The 25,140-nt window shown below is 44.5% G+C and carries 24 protein-coding genes and 1 pseudogene; 4 read left to right on the plus strand and 21 right to left on the minus strand.

What is annotated here, in order from left to right; translation table 11 throughout:
- Positions 1–194: 194 nt before the first annotated feature.
- From ACN0VI_RS12275 to ccoN, 9 genes are read right to left on the minus strand one after another with little or no spacing between them, the layout of a single operon-like run.
- Positions 195–935: a sulfite exporter TauE/SafE family protein gene (locus tag ACN0VI_RS12275; protein ID WP_331892678.1), complete on the minus strand. Its 741-nt coding sequence runs from the start codon at positions 933–935 to the stop codon at positions 195–197.
- Positions 932–1,198, minus strand: coding sequence for a cbb3-type cytochrome oxidase assembly protein CcoS (gene ccoS / locus ACN0VI_RS12280; protein ID WP_417447008.1), 267 nt, complete (start codon positions 1,196–1,198; stop codon positions 932–934). Before ccoS ends, ACN0VI_RS12275 begins: the two co-directional genes overlap by 4 nt.
- A 2-nt stretch (positions 1,199–1,200) precedes the next feature.
- The gene (locus tag ACN0VI_RS12285) at positions 1,201–3,636 is read right to left on the minus strand and encodes a heavy metal translocating P-type ATPase (protein WP_417447009.1); all 2,436 of its coding nucleotides are present in this window, start codon (positions 3,634–3,636) and stop codon (positions 1,201–1,203) included.
- A gap of 1 nt (position 3,637) precedes the next feature.
- Complete coding sequence (locus ACN0VI_RS12290) at positions 3,638–4,150, minus strand: FixH family protein (RefSeq protein ID WP_331892682.1); 513 nt, start codon at positions 4,148–4,150, stop codon at positions 3,638–3,640.
- Between the two features lie 15 nt (positions 4,151–4,165).
- On the minus strand, positions 4,166–5,575 hold the full coding sequence (gene ccoG / locus ACN0VI_RS12295; protein ID WP_417447010.1) for a cytochrome c oxidase accessory protein CcoG: 1,410 nt from the start codon (positions 5,573–5,575) through the stop codon (positions 4,166–4,168).
- 40 nt (positions 5,576–5,615) lie between these two features.
- Positions 5,616–6,527, minus strand: a complete 912-nt coding sequence (ccoP, locus tag ACN0VI_RS12300; protein ID WP_417447011.1) for a cytochrome-c oxidase, cbb3-type subunit III — start codon at positions 6,525–6,527, stop codon at positions 5,616–5,618.
- Complete coding sequence (locus ACN0VI_RS12305) at positions 6,520–6,705, minus strand: cbb3-type cytochrome oxidase subunit 3 (RefSeq protein WP_417447012.1); 186 nt, start codon at positions 6,703–6,705, stop codon at positions 6,520–6,522. Before ACN0VI_RS12305 ends, ccoP begins: the two co-directional genes overlap by 8 nt.
- The gene (gene ccoO, locus ACN0VI_RS12310) at positions 6,705–7,328 is read right to left on the minus strand and encodes a cytochrome-c oxidase, cbb3-type subunit II (RefSeq protein ID WP_331892686.1); all 624 of its coding nucleotides are present in this window, start codon (positions 7,326–7,328) and stop codon (positions 6,705–6,707) included. Before ccoO ends, ACN0VI_RS12305 begins: the two co-directional genes overlap by 1 nt.
- 12 nt (positions 7,329–7,340) lie before the next feature.
- Positions 7,341–8,771: a cytochrome-c oxidase, cbb3-type subunit I gene (ccoN, locus tag ACN0VI_RS12315; RefSeq protein WP_417447013.1), complete on the minus strand. Its 1,431-nt coding sequence runs from the start codon at positions 8,769–8,771 to the stop codon at positions 7,341–7,343.
- A gap of 460 nt (positions 8,772–9,231) precedes the next feature.
- Between ccoN and ACN0VI_RS12320 the strand changes: the two genes are divergently transcribed.
- The 4 genes from ACN0VI_RS12320 (at position 9,232) to ACN0VI_RS12335 (ending at position 13,119) form a co-directional block, all read left to right on the plus strand.
- Positions 9,232–10,722, plus strand: a complete 1,491-nt coding sequence (locus tag ACN0VI_RS12320) for a S10 family serine carboxypeptidase-like protein (RefSeq protein ID WP_331891109.1) — start codon at positions 9,232–9,234, stop codon at positions 10,720–10,722.
- Between the two features lie 163 nt (positions 10,723–10,885).
- Entirely contained in the window at positions 10,886–11,455 is a 570-nt protein-coding gene (gene yeiP / locus ACN0VI_RS12325) for an elongation factor P-like protein YeiP (RefSeq protein WP_331891111.1), read from the plus strand.
- Positions 11,456–11,544: 89 nt separating this feature from the next.
- A complete protein-coding gene (locus ACN0VI_RS12330) occupies positions 11,545–12,213 on the plus strand; it encodes an alpha/beta hydrolase (protein WP_331891112.1) in 669 nt (222 codons plus the stop codon).
- 102 nt (positions 12,214–12,315) lie between these two features.
- Positions 12,316–13,119, plus strand: a complete 804-nt coding sequence (locus ACN0VI_RS12335; RefSeq protein ID WP_417447014.1) for a DODA-type extradiol aromatic ring-opening family dioxygenase — start codon at positions 12,316–12,318, stop codon at positions 13,117–13,119.
- Between the two features lie 10 nt (positions 13,120–13,129).
- On the opposite strand, the gene ACN0VI_RS12340 is transcribed toward ACN0VI_RS12335, so the two are convergent.
- The 12 genes and pseudogenes from ACN0VI_RS12340 to tsaE all read right to left on the minus strand — a co-directional run bounded on the left by ACN0VI_RS12340 (position 13,130) and on the right by tsaE (position 25,115).
- A complete protein-coding gene (locus ACN0VI_RS12340; RefSeq protein WP_331891114.1) occupies positions 13,130–13,351 on the minus strand; it encodes a DUF1653 domain-containing protein in 222 nt (73 codons plus the stop codon).
- Positions 13,351–14,523 carry a DUF418 domain-containing protein gene (locus ACN0VI_RS12345; RefSeq protein WP_417447015.1) on the minus strand — a complete coding sequence of 391 codons (1,173 nt, stop codon included), beginning with the start codon at positions 14,521–14,523 and terminating at the stop codon, positions 13,351–13,353. The genes ACN0VI_RS12340 and ACN0VI_RS12345 overlap by 1 nt, the downstream gene beginning before the upstream one ends.
- A gap of 70 nt (positions 14,524–14,593) precedes the next feature.
- On the minus strand, positions 14,594–15,895 hold the full coding sequence (locus ACN0VI_RS12350; protein WP_417447016.1) for an adenylosuccinate synthase: 1,302 nt from the start codon (positions 15,893–15,895) through the stop codon (positions 14,594–14,596).
- Positions 15,896–16,105: 210 nt separating this feature from the next.
- Positions 16,106–16,291 (minus strand): DUF2065 domain-containing protein, encoded by a 186-nt coding sequence (locus tag ACN0VI_RS12355; protein ID WP_331891120.1) that lies wholly within the window; start codon positions 16,289–16,291, stop codon positions 16,106–16,108.
- An 80-nt stretch (positions 16,292–16,371) separates the two neighbouring features.
- Positions 16,372–17,256: a protease modulator HflC gene (gene hflC, locus ACN0VI_RS12360; RefSeq protein WP_331891122.1), complete on the minus strand. Its 885-nt coding sequence runs from the start codon at positions 17,254–17,256 to the stop codon at positions 16,372–16,374.
- Between the two features lie 12 nt (positions 17,257–17,268).
- Positions 17,269–18,336, minus strand: coding sequence for an FtsH protease activity modulator HflK (gene hflK, locus ACN0VI_RS12365; protein ID WP_331891123.1), 1,068 nt, complete (start codon positions 18,334–18,336; stop codon positions 17,269–17,271).
- Positions 18,337–18,438: 102 nt separating this feature from the next.
- A complete protein-coding gene (gene hflX / locus ACN0VI_RS12370; RefSeq protein ID WP_331891124.1) occupies positions 18,439–19,740 on the minus strand; it encodes a ribosome rescue GTPase HflX in 1,302 nt (433 codons plus the stop codon).
- Positions 19,741–20,048: 308 nt separating this feature from the next.
- Positions 20,049–20,255 (minus strand): annotated as a pseudogene (hfq, locus tag ACN0VI_RS12375) (RNA chaperone Hfq); the annotation flags it as partial.
- Between the two features lie 187 nt (positions 20,256–20,442).
- Positions 20,443–21,396: a tRNA (adenosine(37)-N6)-dimethylallyltransferase MiaA gene (miaA, locus tag ACN0VI_RS12380; RefSeq protein ID WP_417447017.1), complete on the minus strand. Its 954-nt coding sequence runs from the start codon at positions 21,394–21,396 to the stop codon at positions 20,443–20,445.
- Between the two features lie 38 nt (positions 21,397–21,434).
- A complete protein-coding gene (gene mutL, locus ACN0VI_RS12385) occupies positions 21,435–23,213 on the minus strand; it encodes a DNA mismatch repair endonuclease MutL (RefSeq protein WP_417447018.1) in 1,779 nt (592 codons plus the stop codon).
- Between the two features lie 47 nt (positions 23,214–23,260).
- The gene (locus ACN0VI_RS12390) at positions 23,261–24,544 is read right to left on the minus strand and encodes an N-acetylmuramoyl-L-alanine amidase (RefSeq protein WP_417447019.1); all 1,284 of its coding nucleotides are present in this window, start codon (positions 24,542–24,544) and stop codon (positions 23,261–23,263) included.
- A gap of 91 nt (positions 24,545–24,635) precedes the next feature.
- A complete protein-coding gene (tsaE, locus tag ACN0VI_RS12395) occupies positions 24,636–25,115 on the minus strand; it encodes a tRNA (adenosine(37)-N6)-threonylcarbamoyltransferase complex ATPase subunit type 1 TsaE (RefSeq protein ID WP_331891130.1) in 480 nt (159 codons plus the stop codon).
- Between the last annotated feature and the right edge of the window lie 25 nt (positions 25,116–25,140).

A 25,140-nucleotide genomic window follows, 5' to 3' on the forward strand; every position in this document is an offset into this window, starting at 1 on the left:
TCTAGTTACATACTTTTTTTACGCGCTATAGACCCCAGCCTTCCGAATACGAAAGCTGCGACGTCGTAATTGTGCTGTTAAAACTAAAGTATGATTCATTGGTTCAAATGACTAAATGTGTTGTTCATTGCAGGCAAATTTACAACGATAGTTTCGCGGTGTAAACCTTTTTCTAAGATTCTTTTGTTATATGCTCAATGGTCATGGTGCATTTCTGTCTGCACTTCTTGCTGCATCTGATGATGCTGATGGCCACCCTGCCCGTTCGACATTTTAGTAACTGCTTGATAAATATAGAAGCTACCCCAGACAATAAAGAATAGGCCAAACACGGCTCTGACTTTTGGGTTGCGGAAAAAATTAACCAGCTTATTACTGAACACGCCTACTGCAAACATGGCCGGCAAGGTTCCAAGTCCGAAAGCGACCATGCTGGCGAAACCACCCAGAGCGGTACCAGACGTGCTGGCCATAGCCAGCGCGCTGTAGACCAGTCCGCATGGTAGCAGTCCCCATAACAGGCCAACTACGGCAGCATGATGGAATTTTTTAATTGGCAGGAATCGACTTTGCACAGGAGACACTTTTTTCCACAACTTACGACCGACGCTTTCAAAATAAATCAGTAAATTCTGCCAGCTCAGGAGATAAAAGCCCATCATGATCAGCATGAGCCCGCCCAATACGATTAATACCGGAAAGTTAGTCCACTTGCTAAACAGGTAACCAAAACCACCTGCCAACGCACCGAGAATGCCATAACTCAATACGCGAAAGATTTGGTAGGTGAAAGATAAACGCAGCGACTTGTCTTTATCGGTGCCAGTATTGAGCGCAACCGTTAGACCACCACACATACCAATGCAATGGGTCGAGCCTAAAAAGCCCATGGCAAAAGCTGATACTAGCGCCGTGATCACTTGTTCACTTATCATTGCTTTTGTCCTGATTGATTATGGCTTGTTCTTGAAGATTGCTCAGAGTCGGTTTCCTTTTCGTTACTTTCTTCAGGCTGATTTTCTTTAGAACCTTTCTCTTCAAACTTTTTCTCTTCAAAACCTTTTTCTTCAAAAAGAATGCGACTCGCCTCTTTATCCAGATCCGAATACTGATCGGTGTTCACAGCCCAGAAGAAGATGCCGATAGCGATAGCCAATAACACTAATGTCAGTGGAATCAATAAATATATAGCATCCATAATTAGCTTATGCCCTGCTTATTTTCACGTTTAAGTTTCAGTGAATTGACCACTACCACAATCGAACTTAGTGACATACCAATTGCCGCCAGGTAAGGCGGGATATAGCCCATTGCTGCAAAAGGAATCATTACCGCATTATAGGCTAGCGCCCAAGTAATGTTCTGTTTGATCACTGACTGAGTCTGACGACTTTTCTTCAAGACAAAAGGTATATCCAATAAATGCTCTGACAATAAATAGGCATCCGCTGTGGTGCGCGTTAAATCGGAAGCTTTGGCCATGGCTATCGAAGAATCGGCAGCAGACATTACCGGCGCATCATTCAGTCCATCACCGACCATCAACACGCGAGCACCATTTGCCTGTAACGATTTAACATACGATAGCTTTTGCTCCGGGTTCATGGCATGGCACCAAATCTCAATACCCAGTTGCTGAGCCACCTGCTCAGTTTGCTCGCTTGGATCGCCGCTTAAAATATGCAGGCGGTACCCTTTAGCTTTTAATTGCTCGACCATGAGCTTAGCCTGCTGACGAATCTTATCGGTTAACACAATATGTGCTATAAGATTTTGTCCATCATAGAGCCACAAACCAGAATCCATTTTCTTGTCAGTGTTACCACCACAACTTTCAATAAACTGACGATTACCAAACCAATAGCGTTGCTCTTTAATTTTTCCAGATACTCCGGCGAAGGAATGATGATTGATGTCATTGGCAACAACATCTTTAACCTGATGCTCATAAAACGCTTGTGCAATAGGGTGTTCCGACTGAGCCTCCAGTGCAGCAATGATAGCCAACACCTGAGCCTTTGAATGGTCAGCTAACAGCTCCACTTTATCGACGGTAAAAGTCCCTTCGGTAAGAGTTCCAGTCTTATCAAAAATCACATCGGTAATGTGACTGGTGTTTTGTAAAAAGTGTTGGCCTTTAATTAACACATTGCGCTGATTATGCGCCAAGGCGCCACAGGTCATAGCAATCGGCGTTGCTAAGCCAAGCGCACATGGACAACTCACTACCAGCACAGAAAGCGTAATCCACAGCGCTTCTTGCGGCTCATGGCGTAGCCAATACCAGGCGACCACCGCGGCCAACAATAAAATAAACAATACAAAATAACGCGCCACCGTGTCGGCTAACAAACCCACCTTAGGTTTCTCCAACAAGGCCGCTTCCTGCATGCTCAATAGCTTTGCCCAGTAACTGTTGCTTGTGTTACCTGAAACTTTAATGCGAATTGCCTGGTGATTGTTAACGCTTCCTGCCATCACCATCTGCCCCTGATGTTTATGACGTGGTAAGAACTCACCGTTCAGCATGGCTTCGTTGACTTCCGCTTGCGCACTCACAAGTTCCCCATCAATAGGAACGGTTGCACCCGGACGGATCAGAATCTCATCGCCAATCTGTAGCTTCTTCAACGAAACCATTTTACCTTGCGATTCATTACCGGTTACTTTTTCCGCATATACCGGCAAGCTGTTCTGGCCTTTATAAACTTTTTCGCTCACCTGTTGGCGCGCCCTAAATTCCAGATAGCGGCCAATTAACAAGAAGAAAACAAACATGGTCACCGAATCGAAATAGACTTCACCACTTTGTGTAATGACCGCCCAGATACTGGCGCCATAAGCTAAAAATAAAGCTAAGGTAATCGGTACATCCATATTTAATCGAAACTGACGGAGTGACTGGATAGCGCTGAAATAGAAAGGAAATCCTGCATAAAACAACACAGGCGTTGCAATAAAAAAGCTTACCCACCGTAAGAAATGGCCATGCTGCTGATTAACGTCATCCCATGCGCCAAGATATAAACCCACCGCATACATCATCACCTGCATCATGCCTAGGCCAGCCAATCCTAAACGACGTAGCCAACTTTTTTGCTGCTTGATGTTGATGGCCAGAGCCTGTTCTGGTTTATAGGGAAGCGCCGAATAACCAAGCTGATGTAAGCGCTTCAAAATATTGCTTAACTCAATGGCTTCGGACTGCCATTGCAGATTAATGGTTTGCGCGGCCACATTGACCTGTACGCCAGTAACACCATTGATTTTTCTTAATGTTCTTTCAATCAGCCAAGCACAAGCGCTACAGCGAATAGACTCGGATAATAAAATAATTGAAGAGGTATTATTATTTTCAGAAGTATGGCTACTCTGTTCAACTAGGTACTCAGACTGAATATCGGTTTCATCAAAAGCCATTAATTCAGGTGGTAATTCCTGATCAGGTCTAATCGCTTGTTCAGTTCGGAACTGGTAATAATCGACCAGGCCATTATTAACGATCGTTTCAGCAACGGAATAACAACCGACGCAGCAGAACTCACGTTCTTTACCAAGTACTTCCAGCTTTTGCTGGTAGTTTGCCGGAATAGGCAGACCACAGTGAAAACACTCGCCACGGACTTTTGCGTCCATATCAATAGCCTAAGGTTAATTCACGCTTGGTGGGTAGTGTCCAAACTTGCTCCAGTTCCCACTCATCTCCATGTGGGCGTAAAGTGACATGCCACTTTCCCTGAGTATCTTTTACTGAACCATCCGCCATTAATTCGGCAAAGTAAACGCCATTAGCATTTTGCTTTAATGCCAGAGAAAAATCTCTTACGTCCAATGTAGCATGACGAAAATCCAGAAAAAGACTATCCTCAATCGGCTGCTTCGACTGCAATACGATCTCTAAACGATTATCCGTTAATTCAACATCCGCCTTAATGCCCATATCTTTCGCCAGCTGACGCTTCTCTAGAATCTGATTGATTGCTAAGCCTTCTTTGTAATAATCATCCTTAACCATACTTGCTGGATTGTTCACAGCAATCGTTACCAATAAAATTCCAGTCACCACCGAGCTGGCTGGAATCGCAATAACAAACCAGGGCCAAAACTGTTTGTACCAGGGTTTAGTATCTGTATCTTGCATTTGATTCATGTGGCTTCCGCGCGATTAGCGTCTTTTAACAGGGCCAATAAAATTGGTAGATTGATTAATTGCCATGGACTCATCATGCACGCTTTGCATACGAACCGTCAGCTTCTCAGTCCTGCCGGTTAAATTGATAGGGTCTATTGAGACACGAACAGGCACAGTCATAACACCGCCAGCTACAACTGTTACTGTCTTAGGCCCCTGATACAGCAACTCAGAATGACCAGTTATATCAATGGTATAAGTATGATCAACCTGGTCTTTATTGACTATCCTCAAGTTATAAATATTTTCGATAAATCCTTCCGCTGTGGTTAAGTATAAGCGGTTACGATCTTTAATGATGTCGAGTTCTAACGGTGTACGCAACCATACTGCCAAAACAAAAATTAAGCTCATTAACAGGAGCACTGAGCCATAACCAATAGTTTTACCGCGTATGAGTTTTACTTCTTTACCATTATCGCGATTTTCCGTAGTGTAACGAATCAGTCCCGGTTCATAGCCCATTTTATCCATCACTTCATCACAAGCATCAATACAAGCTGCGCAGGCGATACATTCGTACTGCAAGCCATCACGGATATCGATACCAGTAGGGCAAACATGCACACATTGCATGCAGTCAATACAGTCACCCAGTCCTTTTGCCTCATACTCTTCCTTCGGCATATCTTTTTTACGCGGGCCACGATCTTCACCACGTTTTTCATCATAGGCAATAATCAGTGTATCTTTGTCGAACATGGAACTTTGGAAGCGCGCATAAGGGCACATGTAAATACAGACCTGTTCACGCAACATGCCGGCGTTGCCCCAGGTCGCAAAACTGTAAAACAGGACCCAGAAAGTTTCCCACGGTCCGGTACTCAACGTTAATATTTTATCGGTCAGCTCAGTAATCGGCGTGAAGTAACCGACAAAGGTATAGCCGGTAAATAAAGCGAAGATCAACCACAAAGAGTGTTTGGCCACCCGCTTGCGAATTTTTTCAAAGTTCCACGGCTGCTTATCAAGTTTAAGTTGCTTGTTTCTATCGCCTTCCGCTAAACGCTCCATCCAGATAAAGACTTCAGTCCAGACCGTCTGAGGACAGGCATAACCACACCATAATCGCCCCGCAACAGTAGTAAAAAAGAACAATGCCATGGCAGCGATAATTAATAGTAACGTCAGGAAAATAAAATCTTGAGGAAAAAAAGTCAGTCCGAAAAGATGGAATTTTCGAGCTGGGAGATCAAAAAGAACGGCCTGTTGACCGTTCCAACTTAACCAGGGAAGACCATAATACAGGCCAAGCAACAACCATACAGACAAGACCCGGAGGTTGTTAAATCGCCCCGACACTTTCTTCGAAAAGACTTTTTTACGCTTTTCGTAGAGGTCTTGCTCGTCACCGACGACGTAAGTATCTTGTTGTTCGCTCATTGCTCAAACCTGCATTATGTTTGGATCAATATTACCTTTTTTACTGTTTGTTTTGCTCATCGTCCGCATGAGATAAGCTATACACATAGGCAGTAACCAGGTGCGCTTTTTCTTCGCCTAAAATTTTATCATGAGCTGGCATATTGGCCTGAATACCATTCTCAATCACATCTTTAATCATGCTGATGGAGCCACCATGCAACCAGGTTGTATCTTTCAGGTTCGGAGCACCCATCGCCGTGTTACCACTCAGATCTTTGCCGTGGCAGACAGCACACATGGCTTCATATTTAGTCTTACCTTCATCCACCAAACCTGGCTTAAAAGTACGCTCAACTTCGTTTTCACTCAAAATATAGTGAACCACCTGCGAGACACCTTCTTCACCTAAAGCACCACCCCAGGCAGGCATCGCACCTTTACGTCCTTCCATAATTGAATACATGATGTCCTCAGGAGTGCCGCCATATAACCAGTCATCATCAGTTAGATTAGGGAAACCGATTCCACCCCGACCATCAGCACCATGACAACCAAAACAGGTGTTAGCAAAGATCGATTGGCCCATTTGCAAAGCTTCAGGCTGATCCTGTAAGTCTTTTACGGACATAGCTGCATACTTTTCAAAGAGAGGCATATACTTAGCGTCTGCTTCCGCCACTTCCTCTTCGTATTGACCAATTTGCGACCAACCTAATACACCCTTGAACTTACCTAAGCCGGGATACAAAATCAGATAGATCACTGCAAACACAATGGTGATATAGAACAACCATAACCACCAACGCGGCATGGGGTTGTCGTACTCTTCGATACCATCGTATACATGCCCAGTAGTCTTTCCCTTTTCACCACTTTGCTTCTTCTTACGAGTAAAAAATAGTAGTGCCACGCAACCAAGAATATTGATGGCAACGATCAGAATAATATAAAAACTTAATGCATTACTCATGAGTCACCGCCTTTTTACCATTTTTGGCACTAGACTCCTTGTCATCATCATCCAACGCCATACGTGCTGCATCTTCATACATTGGCTTGCGTTTTTTCGAGTACACCCAGATACAGAGGCCGATAAACAACAGCATAATAATCAGGGTCATAACACCGCGGAAAATATTAATATCCATTACTCACCTCCTGAATCTTGTACTGTGCCATGCTCATGGCCAAGTGACTGTAAATACGCAATCAAGGCAGTCATTTCTTTTTCGCCTGCAACCTGATCTTTTGCGTTAGCAATTTCTTCGTCTGTATAAGGAACGCCTAACTTACGCATGGTTTTCATCTTGGCGGCAGTTTTCTCACCATCAAGAATATTCTCATCTAACCAGGGGAAAGAAGGCATGTTTGACTCAGGAACCGGGTCGCGTGGATTCATCAAGTGAACATAGTGCCACTCGTCTGAATAACGTCCGCCGACTCGCGCCAGATCAGGACCGGTACGCTTCGAGCCCCATAGGAATGGATGCTCGTAAACATCCTCGCCCGCTACCGAGTAGTGACCATAACGCTCAGTTTCTGCACGAAATGGACGTACCATCTGGGTGTGACACACGTGGCAACCTTCGCGGATATAAATATCACGGCCTTCCAGCTCAAGCGCGGTATATGGACGCAAAGTTGAAATGGGTTGCGTGGTATCTTTAAGGAAAAACAAGGGCACGATTTCAGCAAGGCCACCAAAACTGATAGCCACTACAATCAAAATACCCATTAAACCAATGTTCTTTTCGACTTTATCATGATTCATCAGTGTGCCCTCCTAGTGCGCCGGTTGTGGGATACGAGTATCCGCATTTTTTGCGCCGGAAATCGTCTTCATCACGTTGTATGCCATTACGAACATACCGGCCAGGAAGATGATGCCGCCAAGCAAACGAATACCATAGTAAGGATAGGTGGCTTCCAGACTCTGCACGAAGGTATAAGTCAAAGTACCGTCAGAGTTCGTTGCGCGCCACATCAAGCCTTGAGTCACACCTGCAATCCACATCGCAGCGATGTAGAGCACCACACCAATAGTCGACAACCAGAAGTGCATATTGATCAAGCTGATGCTGTGCATCTTCTCTTTACCAAAGATGGAAGGAATCATGGCATATAAGGCACCAATCGAAACCATCGCCACCCAGCCCAATGCGCCAGCGTGAACGTGACCCACTGTCCAGTCAGTGTTATGCGATAAAGCATTCACTGTCTTGATGGACATCATTGGGCCTTCGAAGGTCGACATACCGTAGAAGGATAGAGAAACGATCAGGAACTTGATGATTGGGTCAGTGCGCAACTTATGCCATGCACCGGATAAGGTCATAATACCGTTAATCATGCCACCCCATGATGGAGCAAGCAGAATCAAAGAGAAGACCATACCTAAAGACTGAGCCCAGTCAGGCAATGAGCTGTAATGCAAGTGGTGAGGGCCTGCCCACATATAAATCGCAATCAATGCCCAGAAGTGAACAATCGACAAACGATAAGAGTAAATCGGACGCCCAGCTTGCTTCGGTACATAGTAATACATGATACCCAAGAAGCCCGCTGTCAGATAGAAGCCCACCGCGTTATGGCCATACCACCATTGGACCATTGCATCAATCGCACCCGAGTAAACCGAGTAAGATTTCCATGAAGTCCAGTCAATCGGAAGTGCTGCGCTGTTCACAATATGCAGCACCGCAATGGTGATGATAAATGCACCAAAGAACCAGTTGGCTACATAAATGTGTGACACCTTGCGCTTCATAATTGTGCCGAAAAACAGCACCGCATAAGCAACCCATACGATAGCGATCAGGATATCGATTGGCCATTCTAGCTCAGCATATTCTTTAGTAGTGGTTAGACCCATTGGCAAGGTTATCGCCGCCAACACAATCACTAACTGCCAGCCCCAGAATACAAACGCCGCCAGCTTATCGCTGATTAGACGCGCATAACTGGTACGTTGAACACAGTGCAGTGAAGTTGCCATTAACACACACCCACCAAAGGCAAAAACTACAGCGTTAGTGTGCAGAGGACGGAGACGGCCAAAAGACAGCCAAGAGGTATCGAAATTCAATGCCGGGAACATCAACTGGGCAGCGATTAAAACCCCAACCGCCATGCCGACAATTCCCCAAACTACAGACATAATGGCAAACTGCCTTATGACCTTATAGTTATAATTATCTTTTTTTAGCTCACTCATCATAACCTTCCTTATAAACCAAGGACTTACATAAACTCAGGGTGTTTTAGCAGAGTGATCATAAGGAAGGACCGATATTGAATACTTGATCTGGATCAAGCGAATCCATAAAGGCTTGTTTTAATTCATATATGAAGTGATAGGTAATAACTATAGCGCCAGAAATTCTGCCTCTACCGAATCCATACATGAACCTTAAGTCACTCTTTCATAAAGAAATATCCCTAAGCGTAGTCGAGTTATCACCAACAGGACTCAGCTTAACATAAGATTTTAATATAAGAAGTATTCGATTGGCATTTTTACAGGCCACTATTCGCACGAGGATTTTTAAGGCATACCAGCCCAACCGATAATATTTCTTACAAATCCTCTCTTGCTCAATCGCCCAATATTGCTAGGCTGTGGAGTTATATTTTGTTTGTGTATTATTACTTGTTTTGTAATTGGGAGATTTTCCATGAAATTAGTAGTCCTGTTATTGAGTATGACCTTATCTTTTAGCGCGATTGCCGCTGAAGAAAAGTCAGAAGCACCGAATCCGTATCCTGAAGAGAAAACCGTTATTACCGAGCATTCAACTAAAGTTGGAGGCAAGACCATCAACTATAAGGCTGAAACGGGTAACTCCTTTGTCTATAACGAAAACAATGAAGTCATCGGTTCTATTTTCTTCACTGCCTATACCCAGAAAGGTGCAAAAACCAAAGATCGCCCGATTACCTTTGCCTACAACGGTGGTCCCGGCTCAGCATCAGTCTGGTTACACATGGGTACCCTTGGCCCGAAACGCGTAGTCATGGATAAAGAGGGGTTCCCATTGAAGCCACCCTTTGAAATGGTCGACAATGAATACTCGCTATTGGATTTGACTGATATCGTCTTTATCGATCCCGTTGGCACTGGCTACAGTCGTGCGCACGACAAAGGCACAAACGAAGATTTTCATGGTGTCTGGGAAGATATTTCTACGGTCTCTGAATTTATTCGCCTCTATATGACGCGCAACGAGCGCTGGAGCTCGCCGAAGTTTTTGATTGGTGAAAGTTACGGTACTACACGTTCTGCGGGTATCGCCTATCACATGGGACAAAACCACGGCGTCTATTTCAATGGAATCATGCTGGTTTCCAGTGTTCTCAATTTCCAGCTGGATGATTTTAATGATCAGATGGATTTGTTACCGCCGGTTACCATGTTGCCAAGCTACACCGCAGCCGCCTGGTATCACAAAAAGCTGAAAGCGCCATTGGATGCCAATTTACAAGACTCCATCGAACGTGCCAAAGAATTTGCCTTAAACGAATATGCGCTGGCTTTACTGCAAGGCGATAATCTGGAGCCGCGCAAGAAACGCGCTATTGCAGAACGTGTTGCTGATTTCACCGGTCTGTCAGTTGATCTGGTGATGGAGAAAGACTTACGCATTTCTCTGAATGACTTTGTGCATAACATTAAACGTGCAGAAGGCGAGACCATCGGTCGTCTGGACAGCCGTTTCACCACACCTGAGCTGGATGCCTTAAACAAAGCTGGTTATCGCGACCCGAGCTACATGGCGATTCACGGCACTTACACCGAAAACCTGATGACCTATCTTTCTACTGAGCTAAATTATAAGTCTGACTTGCCGTATTACATTTTAGGCGGCGGTGTGAAAAGCTGGAACTATGAAGATTTTTATCGTCAGAATCGCGACATCAGCGACAAGCTAACCGCAGCCATGTTGCGCAACCCAGACATGCAGGTTTATGTGGGCAATGGTTATTATGACTTTGCGACGCCTTTCTTCGCCACCGAGTACACCTTTTCGCACATGGGCTTGCCTCAACAGCTCAAAGACAATGTGCACATGTACTACTACGAATCAGGCCACATGATGTATATACGTGAGTTTGATTTGATCAAGCTGAAGAAAGATTTGACCGAGTTCTTCAAGAAATCACTGTAAAGCCCCTATCCTTTAAGGATAACAATCGGGCGGACACAGGTCCGCCCCTATCACACCCTTTACATATCGACGGCTGATTTATTTCCGTAAGCCCTATTCCCAATTTCCCTGCATCCTCATACAATATGCCCAATTTTTAACCTCTATACATCGAGAGTTCATCATGGCAAAAGCAAGTGATATCAAGCGCAACATGGCCGTTGAATATAATGGTAAATTGTTGGTTGTTAAGAATATTGAAGTCAGCAGTCCTAGCGCTCGCGGCGCCGCAACCTTATACAAAATGCGTTTCACCGACGTCCAGACCGGCTTGAAAGTTGAAGAACGTTTTAAAGGCGACGACCAGATCACTACCGTCGATCTGACCAAACGCGCAGCAACCTTCTCTTACAGCGAAGGTGATAGCGTTATCTTTATGGACAGCGAAGACTACAGCCAGTACACCTTCAATAAAGAAGACATTGAAGACGAGCTACTCTTCATCACAGAAGACATCGAAGATTTGCGTGTCGTTCTGGTCAACGAGAAAGTCATTGGCCTGGAGCTTCCACAATCCGTTGAAATGGTCATCGAACAAACCGACCCTTCAATCAAAGGTGCTTCAGCCACTGCTCGCACCAAACCGGCAGTTTTCTCTACCGGCTTAACCATCCAAGTTCCAGAATATATCGCTAATGGCGAGAAAGTTAAAATCAACGTCGAAGAAAAGAAATTTATGAGCCGCGCGGATTAATTCCGCGCTTTTTCACATTCCCTTTTCGCTACTTATATTTTACTTCCCTCTGATGTAGGATGATCTTATAACAAAATTTAAGTGCAGCTATGAAAATCATTCTACTTCCAGGTGTTGATGGTACTGGTATTTTATTCGAGCCTTTTGTTGATACCTTCAAAGCTGATGTGCCAGTCGAGGTGATACCGCTGACCAAAGATTCTGATCAAAGTATTTTGAATCAGGTTTCGATTATTGAAGAAGCGGTGGGTGATGAAGAGATTGTTCTGATTGTAGAGTCGTATTCGGGTTTACTGGCTTATGAGTTAGCAAAACGCAACAAGCTCCATATCAAACAAATCGTTTTCTTTGGCTGCTTCCTGCAGCCGCCTAGTTTCATTGGTAAGATTGGTCGCTTTCTTCCAGTTCGTCTCTTGAATATTATTCCCGACAAGCTACTGTCGCATATTTTATTTAACCGCTGGTCATCGCCTGAATTAATTGCTCTTTTTCGTAAGGCGGTTGGATCAGTCGATTTTCCGAATCTGAAAAAACGTCTTATAACTATTGCTACTTGTCAAAAACCCACACAGCTAATTGATGTGCCTTGTGTCTATGTACAGGGCACGATGGATAACTTGGTGAGTGCTTATAACGTCAAAGCATTTGAAGAGCTTTGCAGCAATTTACAGGTTGAAGTCGTTGAAGCAACTCACATGCTATTACAGACACAACCTGAAACTATGTCACAACTGATTCATAAATATCTCAAGTTATAACAACAGCGCACAGTGACTATGTGCATTGGGTTATAGTCCCTACTCCCGTTTGTCAGCTACCATAGACTTTATATACATTGTAAGTTGATTAATGGATTTAATATGGCTGAGCAAAAAGCAACGATTGCATTTCTTTCTCATGGCGGTGGTCCTTTGCCGCTGCTGGGCGATCCAGCTCATCAAGAAATGGTGGATGCGTTGCAGTTGCTTGCTAAAGACATACCTAAGCCCGATGCCATTCTTGTTTTCAGCGCTCACTGGGAAGAGTCCGAAGTCAGCATTATCGGTAACTCTAAGGCTTCTCTGTATTACGACTATTACGGATTTCCAGACGAGTCATACCATATTCAATACCCGGTTAAGAACGACTCTAAACTTGCTAACAAGGTTCACTCTTTACTCGAGTCAAAGGGCATTGCGAGTCATTTTGAGAACAGCCGAGGCTTGGATCATGGTGTTTTTGTGCCGCTCAAAATCATGTACCCCGAAGCCGATATTCCCTGCATTCAGGTGTCATTGCTGGCCAGCTTAGATCCTGAGGAGCACATCAAACTTGGCCGCGCACTACGCTCTCTGTTATCCAGCAATGTATTGATTATTGGCTCAGGATTTTCGTTTCACAACTTAAAAGCCTTTTTCGGTGCTTCAGATCAACAGTCTAGACTTTTGAATGAGTCTTTTGATGAATGGCTGACGGAGACCTGTATGAGCGCATCGCTGCATGAATTTGAACGAGCTGAACGATTGATGGAATGGCAAAATGCACCAGGTGCTCTGTATTGCCATCCTCGCGAAGAACATCTGATACCATTGCATATTTGCTATGGCCTGGCTCAGAAACCTGCCAACAAACGATTAAGTTTCAATGTGATGGGTAAACAAGCCAGTTGTTTTGTTTGGGGTTAATGCAAAGCTGTTACTTTTCTTCAACCAACTCAAAACGCTTAACCTGGACACCATCAACCTCTACAGTCTCTGTGAACATATCAAAGGGACGGATCCAGGTATCAAAATCACCATACAAAGTTTTATAGACTACAAAGTATTCCAGGGTTTCTGAGTGACGCGCCACATCCAGCACCTCGTAGAGTTTGCCTTTGTAATGTTTATAGGTACCTTTTGGTAAATCTTTACTCATTAACGTTGCCCCCAGCTGTAGCCCTTTCGCCAAAGCGTTTCTAGTGGACCTTGCTTAAAATAGTTAAACCACAACTTAACAAACAGTATCTGTACAACCCAGATTGCTAACGTCACTAAAGTCAACTCACTGCGCGATACTTTTCCATACATATCCAGTCCATAACCGTAGAAAATAAAGCCGCAAATAATGCTTTGCATAATGTACAGAGTGAATGCCATGCGTCCTACTTGTGCCATCAGGCTTTGCAATACTTTAGCAAAGTTTGATTGTGACCAAACAATAAATAAGCACAAATATCCCATTGCCAGCACCAGTCCGCCGATATAAAAGCTGACAGATAAATAGCTCATAAAGAATTGATATGAGAAGCCTGATTCAATATAAAGCCACGCGGTTAGTGCCGAAACTGGAACGCCTATCAGCAAACACCACCACATGATCACTTTATGGTTGCGTTCTCCGCTAAAGAAGCCAGTGTTAATCAGCCCCATACCGATCATCATTAATCCCGCACAACGCCAAAGAGTAAAGTATAGGAAGTCCCAGCTCTGGCGGCTTATTGCCCTTTCGACACGCTCAGGCGTTAACTGCCACCATGAACCTTGGTAAGCTGTTAGCATTTGTTCTTGAGTTTCGGCATCTGCAAACCAGTAAGGGCTTGTTTCTGGCGGATTAACGATCGCTAGCATTGACGCATAAATATCAGGAGAGGTAGCACCAAAGGCTAGAATGACACCAATACTAATCAATAAAACCGGTTTGATGTTACGTAACCAATATACGATTAGACCACAGAGAGCATAAGCTACCAGGATATCGCCATCCCAGATAAGGTAAGCATGAATCAAACCAAACATGATCAGCAACAGCGAGCGTAAAATAAATGGCTTAGTTGGCGAGACGCCTTGTTTAATGTATTTATTGGCAAACAGAACAATACCAGCGCCATACAAAATCGCCAGCATCGTCATAAAACGTTGTTTTACGAATGCATACTCGAAAAACCAGGTCCATTTATCGACGTCAGAAAACTCTCCGAATGCCAAGGGGTTATAGCGCAATAAGCTTGGAGTAGAAAAATAATTAATATTGATGACCAGTATCATCAATATAACCACACCACGCATTAAATCGAGACTCGCAATTCGGTTGCTACCTGCACTCAGCATACTAATTCCTTTTCTTATTATTCAGCTACAAAAAAAAGCGACCCGAAGGTCGCTTTAGGTGTTTATCTTATTAAGCTTCAAAAGGATGACGCTTAATAATGGTTTCGACACGATCTGGACCAGTTGAAATAATATCTACTGGCACGCCGACCAGCTCTTCAACTTTAGCAATGAAGTCGATGGCATTCTTTGGAAGGTCGCCTAATGACTTGGCACCAAAGGTTGTTTCTGACCAACCTGGGAGCTCAATATAAACTGGCTTTAAACGCTCATAATCTTCAGCGCAGCTTGGTGTGTTGTGCATGACGCCATTGACAGGACAGTCATATTCCACTGCGATTTTAACCGTCTCAAGACCATCCAACACATCCAGCTTGGTCATACAAAGGCCGGATACACTGTTGATATCAACAGCACGTTTTAGTGCTACTGCGTCTAACCAACCACAGCGACGTGGACGACCAGTGGTTGCGCCAAATTCGTTACCGACTTTAGCCAGGTGCTTGCCAGTATCATCGAATAATTCGGTTGGGAAAGGGCCGCCGCCAACGCGTGTAGTGTAGGCTTTGGTGATACCCAAGACATAATCAATATGACGGGGGCCAACGCCAGCACCGGTAGCAACACCACCCGCTGTAGTGTTCGAAGAGGTTACAAAAGGATAAGTACCATGGTCAATATCCAGCAAAGTACCTTGCGCACCTTCAAACATTAATTTTTTGCCTGCGCGACGCATATCCGCAAGAATTGCTGGCACGTCTGAAACCATCGGCTTCAACCACTCAGCATATTCTTTGCACAAAGCCAATGTTTCATCAAAGTCGATAGCTTCGGCTTTGTAATATTCGGTTAATACGAAATTATGTAACTTCATAATATCGCGCAGTTTTTCTTCCAGGCGAGGAAGGTCAAACAAATCTTCAACTCGCAAGCCGCGACGCGAAACCTTGTCTTCATAGGCAGGACCGATACCACGACCGGTAGTACCGATTTTCTTTTGTGCATCGCGCGATGCTTCACGCGCATTGTCCAAGGCTACGTGGTAAGGAAGAATTAATGGACAGGCTGGGCTAACACGCAAACGCTCCAAAACTGGCACGTTTCGCTCTAGCAACATATCCATTTCCTTGCGTAAGGCATCTGGAGCAAGCACCACACCGTTTCCGATGTAACACATAACACCGTCATTCAAGATCCCTGATGGAATCAAATGAAGCACGGTTTTCTCACCTTTGATGACCAATGTATGACCTGCGTTATGACCGCCCTGGTAGCGCACAACGGCGCTCGCCTGTTCAGTTAACAAGTCAACGATTTTACCTTTACCTTCATCACCCCATTGGGTGCCTAGTACCACAACGCTTTGTGCCATTTTTAACTCTTTCTCTACTTAGTAGATTGATCGGTTTATTGCCACGAAAAAGGACAGGAAACCGCGCATTTTACCGTCAAAAAACGCGAAAATCCCCCTTTTTTTGAAAAAATCCAAATCACAGATTAGAACAGTTCACGGGGCTATGAATATCAATAAGTTAGCTTTAAAAGTCCGATAGTTTCTAGGTTCAGGATACAACCTGAATTCCTATATGACCCACAATACCCACAGAAGGCCTGCCAGCATGGTTATAAAACCGCCAATACGCACACTGCTGTCGGGGCGTTTCATCACTTCCCACATCATGCGCTTCCACGCTTTAGGCATCACTGCCGGTAAAAAACCTTCGAATACCAGCAATAACCCCAGTGCGATCATAATTTCCTGTGTCATAAGGTCACCTGCTTAAGTCGTTCCAAACCTTAAACCATTAAAAAAGGCCAGCTAAGCTGGCCTTAGATTTTGCAATGTGGCTATTTGCCATCCGCATTTTTGAAATACTTAAAGAAGTCGCTATCAGGCTTGATGACAATAACATCATCTTCGTTCTTGAAAGCCTCTTTATAAGCATCCAGGCTTCGCAAGAAGGAATAAAACTCAGGATTTTTACCATAAGTTTTTGCGTAAACCTCAGCAGCTTCTGCATCAGCTTGACCACGAATCTCACGAGCTTCACGATCCGCACCAGCTAGAATGCGCTGAATCTGAACATCTGTTTCGGCAACAATAATTTGACGATCTTTCTCACCCTCTGCCCGGTGCGCATTAGCAATTTTGACACGCTCATTACGCATACGGTTATAAATCGACTCACTGACTTCAGTTGGTAAGTTGATCGTTTTTACGCGAATATCAACAACTTCAATACCCAGGTCAGGCGCAATTTTTTGCGTCTCTGTGAGCATTAAACCCATCACCTCTTCACGTTCACCTGAAACAACCTGAGTACGAGTACGCTTACCAAATTCTTCACGCAAAGCATTCTCAACAGTGTTATCTAATAGTCGTTCGGCAACACGGTAGTTAGCACCGGTACGACGATAGAAATGATCAAAGTCCTCAATACGCCACTTGATATAGCTATCGACAATCAAATCTTTTTGTTCAGTTGTTGCGATACGATCTGATTCACCATCAAAGGTCTGAATACGATTGTCCATGGTAATGACTTCATCAGCTATAGGCCATTTAAAGTGAAAGCCTCGCTGATACAATTTTGCGGTGCCATCTTCATTCTTCTTGATATCACCAAACTGCAACACTATCGAAGTTTCCCACTCTTTAACCTTGAAGGTACAGGTAATGATTACGATAGCAGCAATGATAAGTACTACAATTAACGAAATTAGCTTATTCATGTTCGTCTCCTATTACTGCTTCTGACTATCGTTTTCAGAACCTGAAGCCTTATTACGCTTCAAAATACTGTCTAACGGTATATAAGTCATATTGTTGCTTCCCTCTACATCCAACATAATCTTACTGGATTTGCTCAATACGCTTTCAATTGTTTCGATATACAAGCGCTGACGCGTGACGCCGGGAGCAGCCATATATTCTGGTAACAACTTCTCGAAACGAGCAACTTCACCGGCTGCTTTTTCAATAACGCGCGCACGATAAGAGTTTGCTTGTTGGATAAGCTGTTGCGCTTGGCCTTCAGCGAGAGGAATCTGCTTACTACGATAAGCTTCACCCTGCTCAATGTAAGCACGCTGATCTTCTTCCGCTTTAATGGCATCATCAAAAGCTGGCTTCACTGATGGAGGAACATCCACGTTACCGATTAAGTTCAGTCGGAATATTTCGATACCCGCATCATAGGGCTTTAGAATGGATTTGAGCTCATTTTCAACATTCTTACGAACATCTTCTTTTTTATCAGTACGTGCATCTTGTAACCGAGTATGTCCGATAACCTGTCGTAATGCTGCTTCAGTAGCATGCTTTAGCGTTTCAACAGGGTCCACTACGTTAAATTTGTAATTCAAAGGATCCTTTACTCGATACTGAACTTTTACTTTGACGGTTGCCACATTATCGTCTTTGGTCAACATGATGCCTTCGACTTCAACGTCTTTAATACTTTCGACATCAATCAAGTAAACTTGTTGAATCGGAGGGAAGGCAAAGTGCAAACCGGCAGTATCAGTACGAGTATGCTTACCCAATGTTAAGACGATAGCATTTTGCTTTTCATTCACGGTATAGGCTGATTTAAATAAGTAAATTGCTACCAGCACCAAAAAGCCAATGATAAAAGAGACATTGCTGTTTTTACCCGAGCTACCTTTATCACCGCCCTTACCACCACCAAATATACCGCCGAATTTTTCTCCGGCTTGTTTCAGCAACTTATCAAGGTCGTTTTGATTATTAGGGCGCTTTTTGCCCCATGGGTCTTGATCGTTGTTATTACCCGGTTCATTCCAGGCCATAGTCATCTCCAGTTCACTATTAAAAAAATCTATCCCGAATTGTAGGGAGCAGTCCGCGCCCTTTCAAGGCAAATCGGGCATTATGTTACAATTCTCTAGTCTTTATGAATTCACCACATAAGATGTAAGGTCTTTCTCAAGCTGACGGCCCAGGCGAATCCAGTCGGATTTTGGCAGACTGACCGTCAATAAAATGTCACCATTTTTCTCGGTATTTTCGGATTCAACGGCTTGTAATTCGTAAAGCAATCCGCGTAACCTCCCCTGCTGTGGGGGAATTCGAAGATCAGCATTAAACTGCTCTTCCTGTGCCAGCTCTTCAATCGCTTCACGCAACAGCTCAATGCCCTGCTCTTTTATCACTGAAATCCAGACACGTATCGGGCGACCTTTATCATCACGGTCGATATGGGGCTCAGCACCTTCAATGAGATCGATTTTATTATAAATCTCAAGTCTAGGAATAGTCTCTGCGCCAATTTCGGTTAAAACCTCTTCCACCTGCTCCATATTCTCATCGCGGCGCTCGCTGGCAGCATCTATCACGTGCAATAACACATCCGCCTCAACCGACTCTTCAAGTGTGGCTCGGAACGCTGCTACTAATTCGTGGGGCAAATGACGAATGAACCCCACTGTGTCAGCAATAATGACATCGGCACCTTGCGGCAAACTGATACGACGCAACGTTGGATCGAGAGTCGCAAACAGCTTATCTTCCGCCAATACGCCGGCGGTTGTTAAGTAATTAAATAATGTAGATTTTCCGGCGTTGGTATAGCCTACAATAGAGACTGTTTTAATATTAGCCCGTTTTCTAGAACGTCTTCCTTGTTCGCGTTGCTTGGAAACTTTTTCCAGCCGCTTATCAATGTATTTTAAACGTTCACGAAGCAAACGACGGTCAGTTTCTAGCTGAGTTTCACCTGGGCCTCGTAAGCCAATACCACCTTTCTGTCGCTCAAGGTGAGTCCAACCTCGAATCAAGCGTGTAGACAAATGACGCAACTGAGCTAGCTCAACCTGTAACTTACCCTCAAAGGTCGACGCTCGTTGAGCAAAGATATCAAGAATCAAGCCAATGCGATCAATCACACGAGCTTCTACCGCCCGTTCAATATTACGCTCCTGAGCAGGCGACAAGTTATGATTGAAAATAATGACATTAGCGTCAGTTGCTTGTTTAACGCTTTTGATTTCATCAATCTTGCCGCTACCAATAAAAAACTTCGGATCGGGACTGGAGCGCTTGGCAGTGATGATGTCCATCACATCCAGTCCGGCAGAGCGGACTAACTCCACAAATTCCTGTAGATCTTCCTGATGTTTGTCCTGGCTAGCAGACTGCTGAAAATCGATATGTACCAAGATGGCTGATTCGCCACCACTGTGTCGGTCAAACAAGAAACCACCTCAACCTGCGAACCTGTTCGCTGTGATAAAAAAAGAAAGGTTTAATGAACTAGGGTCAATAGCCCTAATAATAAAGAAATTAAGACAACAAAGCCACCTACCGATTGCTATCGGCAGATGGCTTTTGTATTACAAAGACTAGCTGTGGTGAGATTTAAAAACTACATCCCGCCCATTGGTCCGCTACCGTAACCACCACCAGTCATAGGACCCGGCCCTACACCGCCGCCTTGAGGACCCATGTTGTGATCGTTATCAGGACCGCCATTGCCGTTATCGCCGTTTTGACCATAGTGGCCACGAACATTGCGAATCGGAACAACAGTTGAAACTGCGTGCTTATAAACCATTTGGCTGACAGTATTTTTCAACAAAATGACAAATTGATCGAATGATTCAATTTGTCCTTGAAGTTTAATGCCGTTAACCAGGTAAATTGAGACAGGCACTTTCTCACGACGTAATGCGTTCAAGAAAGGGTCTTGTAGTGATTGCCCTTTTGACATAGCTCTCTCCTGTATGTTTTATGTGTTTTCATTATTGTGGCCGCTTCTGGCTCAGGCCTTGTTCAATAACTCATTTATATATCTACAAATCAAATCGGATGAATCAAGCTTTTAAAAATTCAAGCTCGCTAAAAGTGTACATCAATTAATCAGCCAGATCGAGATATATCAATAGGATAGCGTCACATTACATAGAATTTAACAATTGGACAGTTGCTCTATATAGCGTGTCTATAGGCTGTCTTGACTCGACCCAATGCAGCTCTTTCCAGCTTCTCAACCAGGTAAACTGACGCTTGGCTAATTGGCGGGTTGCGATAATTCCTCGCTCAATCGCTTCCTCTAAGGACAACTCACCTTCCAGGTATTGCCACATCTGACGATAGCCAACTGACTTAATGGATGGCAGCTCAGGATTCAGGTCTCCTCGCTCGTAAAGCGACTCGACTTCCTGCAAAAATCCTTGTTCCATCATTTGATAAAAACGATTTTCGATGCGTTGATGCAAGTAGGCGCGATCCTGTGGTGCTAGAGCGATTTGCAGGGTTCGATAAGGAAAATCATGGTCTTCTTGCTCAGCATGTAGTTGGCTGAGCGGCTTTCCGGTAATGGCAAACACTTCCAGCGCACGCAAAGTTCGCTGTGGATCGTTTTCATGAATGCGCTTGGCTGAAACGGGATCAACCTCGGCTAACTCGTGATGAAGCTTAGCTAAGCCTTCATTGTCCAACCTCTCCTGTAAGCGAGCGCGTACTGTCGGATCCGAGTCTGGTAGATTATGCATCCCTTCCAACAAAGTTTTGTAGTACAGCATAGTGCCGCCAACCAAAAGTGGGACTTTTCCCTGGCTTGAAATGTCGTTCATCTCGCGTAGGGCATCATCGCGAAATCGTGCTGCCGAATAAGGGTCTGCAGGATCACAAATATCGATCAAACGGTGGGGGGCGCGTGCCAGTTCTTGTGCCGAAGGTTTAGCTGAACCTATGTCCATGCCTTTATAGACCATGGCTGAATCAACACTGATGATTTCAGCATCAAGCTGCTCAACCAATTCAATCGCCAAATCAGTTTTGCCTGATGCGGTAGGCCCCATTAAAAAGAGGGCTAGTGTTTTTTGTCCTGATTCACCAGCGGATTGCATTGAGTCACCTTACTTAATAGTGTAGCCGATTAATACAGTTAATGAGGACTCACTAACAATTCTAATAGCTGCTCAGCGGTATAGTGTTTACAAAAGCTTGAGTCGGTCCAGGGTAAATGAGCTAATTCCTCAAGCCAATGAGTCTGACTGTCCGGTGCCCAATACTGATGCAAACTTTCTCTTAATTGTTTTTGCCAATCGGCCACCGATAAATTCTTGCTGACTGCTTGATAAATAATTTCCTGCAAACACTGTTGCAAATCGATATGCGAAATACAGCTGGGGACTTTTCTTACCACCAGCGTTTTCGGGCCAGTCAATGTCATTTCAAAACCAGCCTGTCGCCAATTGCTAATAAAATCATCACTGATATTGTCAGCTGGAATACCTAACCTGAGCGGAAACAGCATCAGACGTTGTTTCACTTCACCTTGTTGCCACTCACTGTCCAGGCTCTCGCTAATATGTTCACAAAAGTAAGCTTTTAAATCGAGAGCCTTGATACCCTCGTCTGTTTGTTGCAGCAGTAAGCGATCATGCAATAACCAGAAATCACCCTTAGCGAGCTGGGATTTAATTTTAGACTTCTGAGGCCATTGACGTTTTTCCAGTGGCCGACTTTCCGGCCAGTGGTTTTGTTGAGAGAAATAGGAAGCTGCACTGCTATCAGACACTTGATCGGCAAAAGCGCCAGCCTGATGGCGCGGTGTGAAATAAGGATCATCTTTAGTGGTAGGCTGAGCGACTGAGTGTGACGGCCGCATATAAACCAGTTCTTCATTATCACCTATAGCGTGCTGACTGTGCTCAAGCATTTCGCCTTGTTCCAGCAGGGCCTCTTCAACTGCGCGACTCATAAAGTCATGAACCTGGCGACCATTGGAAAAACGAACTTCGTGCTTGGTCGGGTGCACATTCACATCCACTTGCGAGGCTTCCAACTCAAGGTATAAAACGTAAGCTGGCATACGCCCGGTCGGTAAGCGATCATGATAAGCCTGACGAATGGCATGATTTAAGGTGCGATCGCGCACGGCACGACCATTGACAAAAACATACTGGCCTAAGCTTGAGCTTTGATGCCAATCCACTGGCGATAACCAACCGTAAAGACGCGTGGAATCGATAGAGCTGTCGAGCTTGATGGCTTCGCGCAAAAAAGAAGCTCCAAGGATCGAGCCAATGCGCTGTTGATGTTGCTCAGAATTATGGGCTGCGGGAACTCGCTTCACCACCTTACTGTTGTGTCTTAAGGTAATCGCAACATGAGGCGAACCAAGTGCGATTCGTTTGACAGTTTCTTCAATATGCACGAACTCGGTACGCTCGGCGCGTAAAAACTTTTGACGCGCGGGGGTATTAAAAAACAGATCACGCACTTCAACGATGGTGCCTGCAGGTAACGATTGCGGTTGCAATTTAACTTGCATATCCAGACCTTCGGCAATTGCCGACCAACCCATGTCCTGAGCCTGCGGTCTTGAGCTTAGCTTTAGTTTAGCAACCGAGCTGATACTGGCCAATGCCTCGCCCCGAAACCCTAAAGTATAAATAGCTTTCAGATCATCGGAATGCTCAATCTTACTGGTCGCATGGCGAGCTAAAGCAAGCTCCAACTCATCACGACTGATGCCTTCACCGTTATCGGTTACCCGAATTAAACGTGTGCCACCTCGCTCGATATCAATTTGAATACGATCAGCCTTGGCATCTATCGCATTTTCCAGCAGCTCTTTAACAACTGACGCTGGCCGCTCAACGACCTCGCCCGCAGCAATCTGGTTAGCAACTAATGGTGAGAGCTTATGAATAGACATTAAATGGATTCGATGTAATTAAATAAAAACATGTGCTGAGACACGAACTATTCAGCAGTCGGGATAACGAGTTTCTGACCAATCTTTACCACGTTAGTGGATAGTTTATTTACAGTTTTCAAATCCCGTACTGATACATTAAAGCGTCTTGCTACCTTGATCAGACTATCTCCGCGTTGCACGTGATAAATATTTTGACGATAAAGCGAGGCAAATAAAGTACCATCAGGAGCATGTTTCTTAAAATAATTTACGATACCGTCACCAACGCCTCTGGCTAATTTTTTGCGATAAGAGGCTGTTTTCATCAGCGCCTCTTCTTCAGGGTTGGTAATAAATCCTAGCTCAACCAGAATCGATGGGATGTCCGGGTTTTTTAACACCAGCAGAGAGTTTTCTTCAACGTGTTTTTTATGCATCTTCGGCACCACTTTACTCATAGCACCGTGTACAATTTTAGCCACTTTGGTACTTTCGGTAATCGAGTTTTCCATCTGCAAATCGAGTAACACGGATCTAACCGAATTATCGTAATTGGATAAGACCACAGAGCTATCAACACCACCGAGCAGTTCCGATTTTTCTTCCTGCATTTGCATCCAACGCGCCACTTCTGATTTAGCACCATGCAAATTCAAAACCCAGACCGATGCACCTTTTGCTTTAGGGCTTTTGAAGCCATCAGCATGCACCGACACGAACAAGTCAGCTCGCTGCAATCTCGCTAAATCAGTCCGCTTACGATGAGGTAAGTAATAATCGCCTGTTCGGGTCAAAAAGGCTTTAATCCCTTTCGTTTTATTAAGCTCAGCAACTAACTCTTTGGATAAAGCCAATACAATATCTTTTTCCTTAGTACCTCGCCCACCCAAGGCTCCGGGGTCTTCACCACCATGACCGGCATCCACCGCAATCACTATGTCACGATCACTACCGCGACTGGAGGCAGGCGGTTTAACTTCCTGACGATTTTCATCGAACAGGTCAATCACCAAGCGGTCACCATATTCCTGGTAGGGTTTTAAAGAGAAGCTTTTCGGCTCAGCCTCTTTGTTAAGATCCAGCACCAAACGTAAAACACCTTCTCTGGGCGGTGTACTTTGTCGCACACGTTTGACTAAATCGCTTTGTATATCCAATTGATTGAGATCGACGTTGACATTCGCACCGGGAATATCAACCACAATACGGTCAGGATTTTTAAGAATACTGACTTCATGGGTAACAGGGGAGGACAGATCTAGGACAACACGGGTTGATTCCGGCGATTGCCAGAAACGCATACTTTTTATAATCGACGCCTCAGCAACCGATATACTCTGCGCGAGCATAAACACGCTTGCTAAAACTGTCAGCCACTTTTTCATCATATTGTCTTTATGTCATTTCTCTAATGTCAGTTGGTATGCAACTTCCCGTGCACTAACCCGATTTTGGCATAAAATCACAGCTTTTTGCCAGTTTTTGCATTAACTCTGTGTGTTCAGACGAAAGATTAACCCTTCGACCTTCATTGTTATAATCCAGTTCAATCACTAAATCCGGCTTAGGAATCATGCCTTTGCCCTTATCGGGCCACTCAATCAGCATAAACGAATCTGGCTGTTGATACTCTCGAATACCGATAAATTCCAGTTCTTCAGGATCGGACAAACGGTACAAATCAAAATGATAAATTGTGACGTCCAAAAGCTCATAAGGTTCAACCAGGGTATAGGTCGGACTCTTGGTCGCGCCCTGATAACCCAAACCACGTAAAATACCGCGCACCAGGGTTGTCTTGCCAGCGCCCAGTTCACCTTTAAAATAAATGGTCATCGGTGCCTTGATACAGGCAGCCAGTTTCTGCCCCATCAATACCGTTTGCGATTCATCTGATAAATCTACTCTAATGTTCTGCATCAATTTAAACCTGAACTCCGGCTAT

It is taken from the genome of Kangiella sp., from assembly GCF_048265365.1.
Lineage (GTDB): Bacteria > Pseudomonadota > Gammaproteobacteria > Enterobacterales > Kangiellaceae > Kangiella.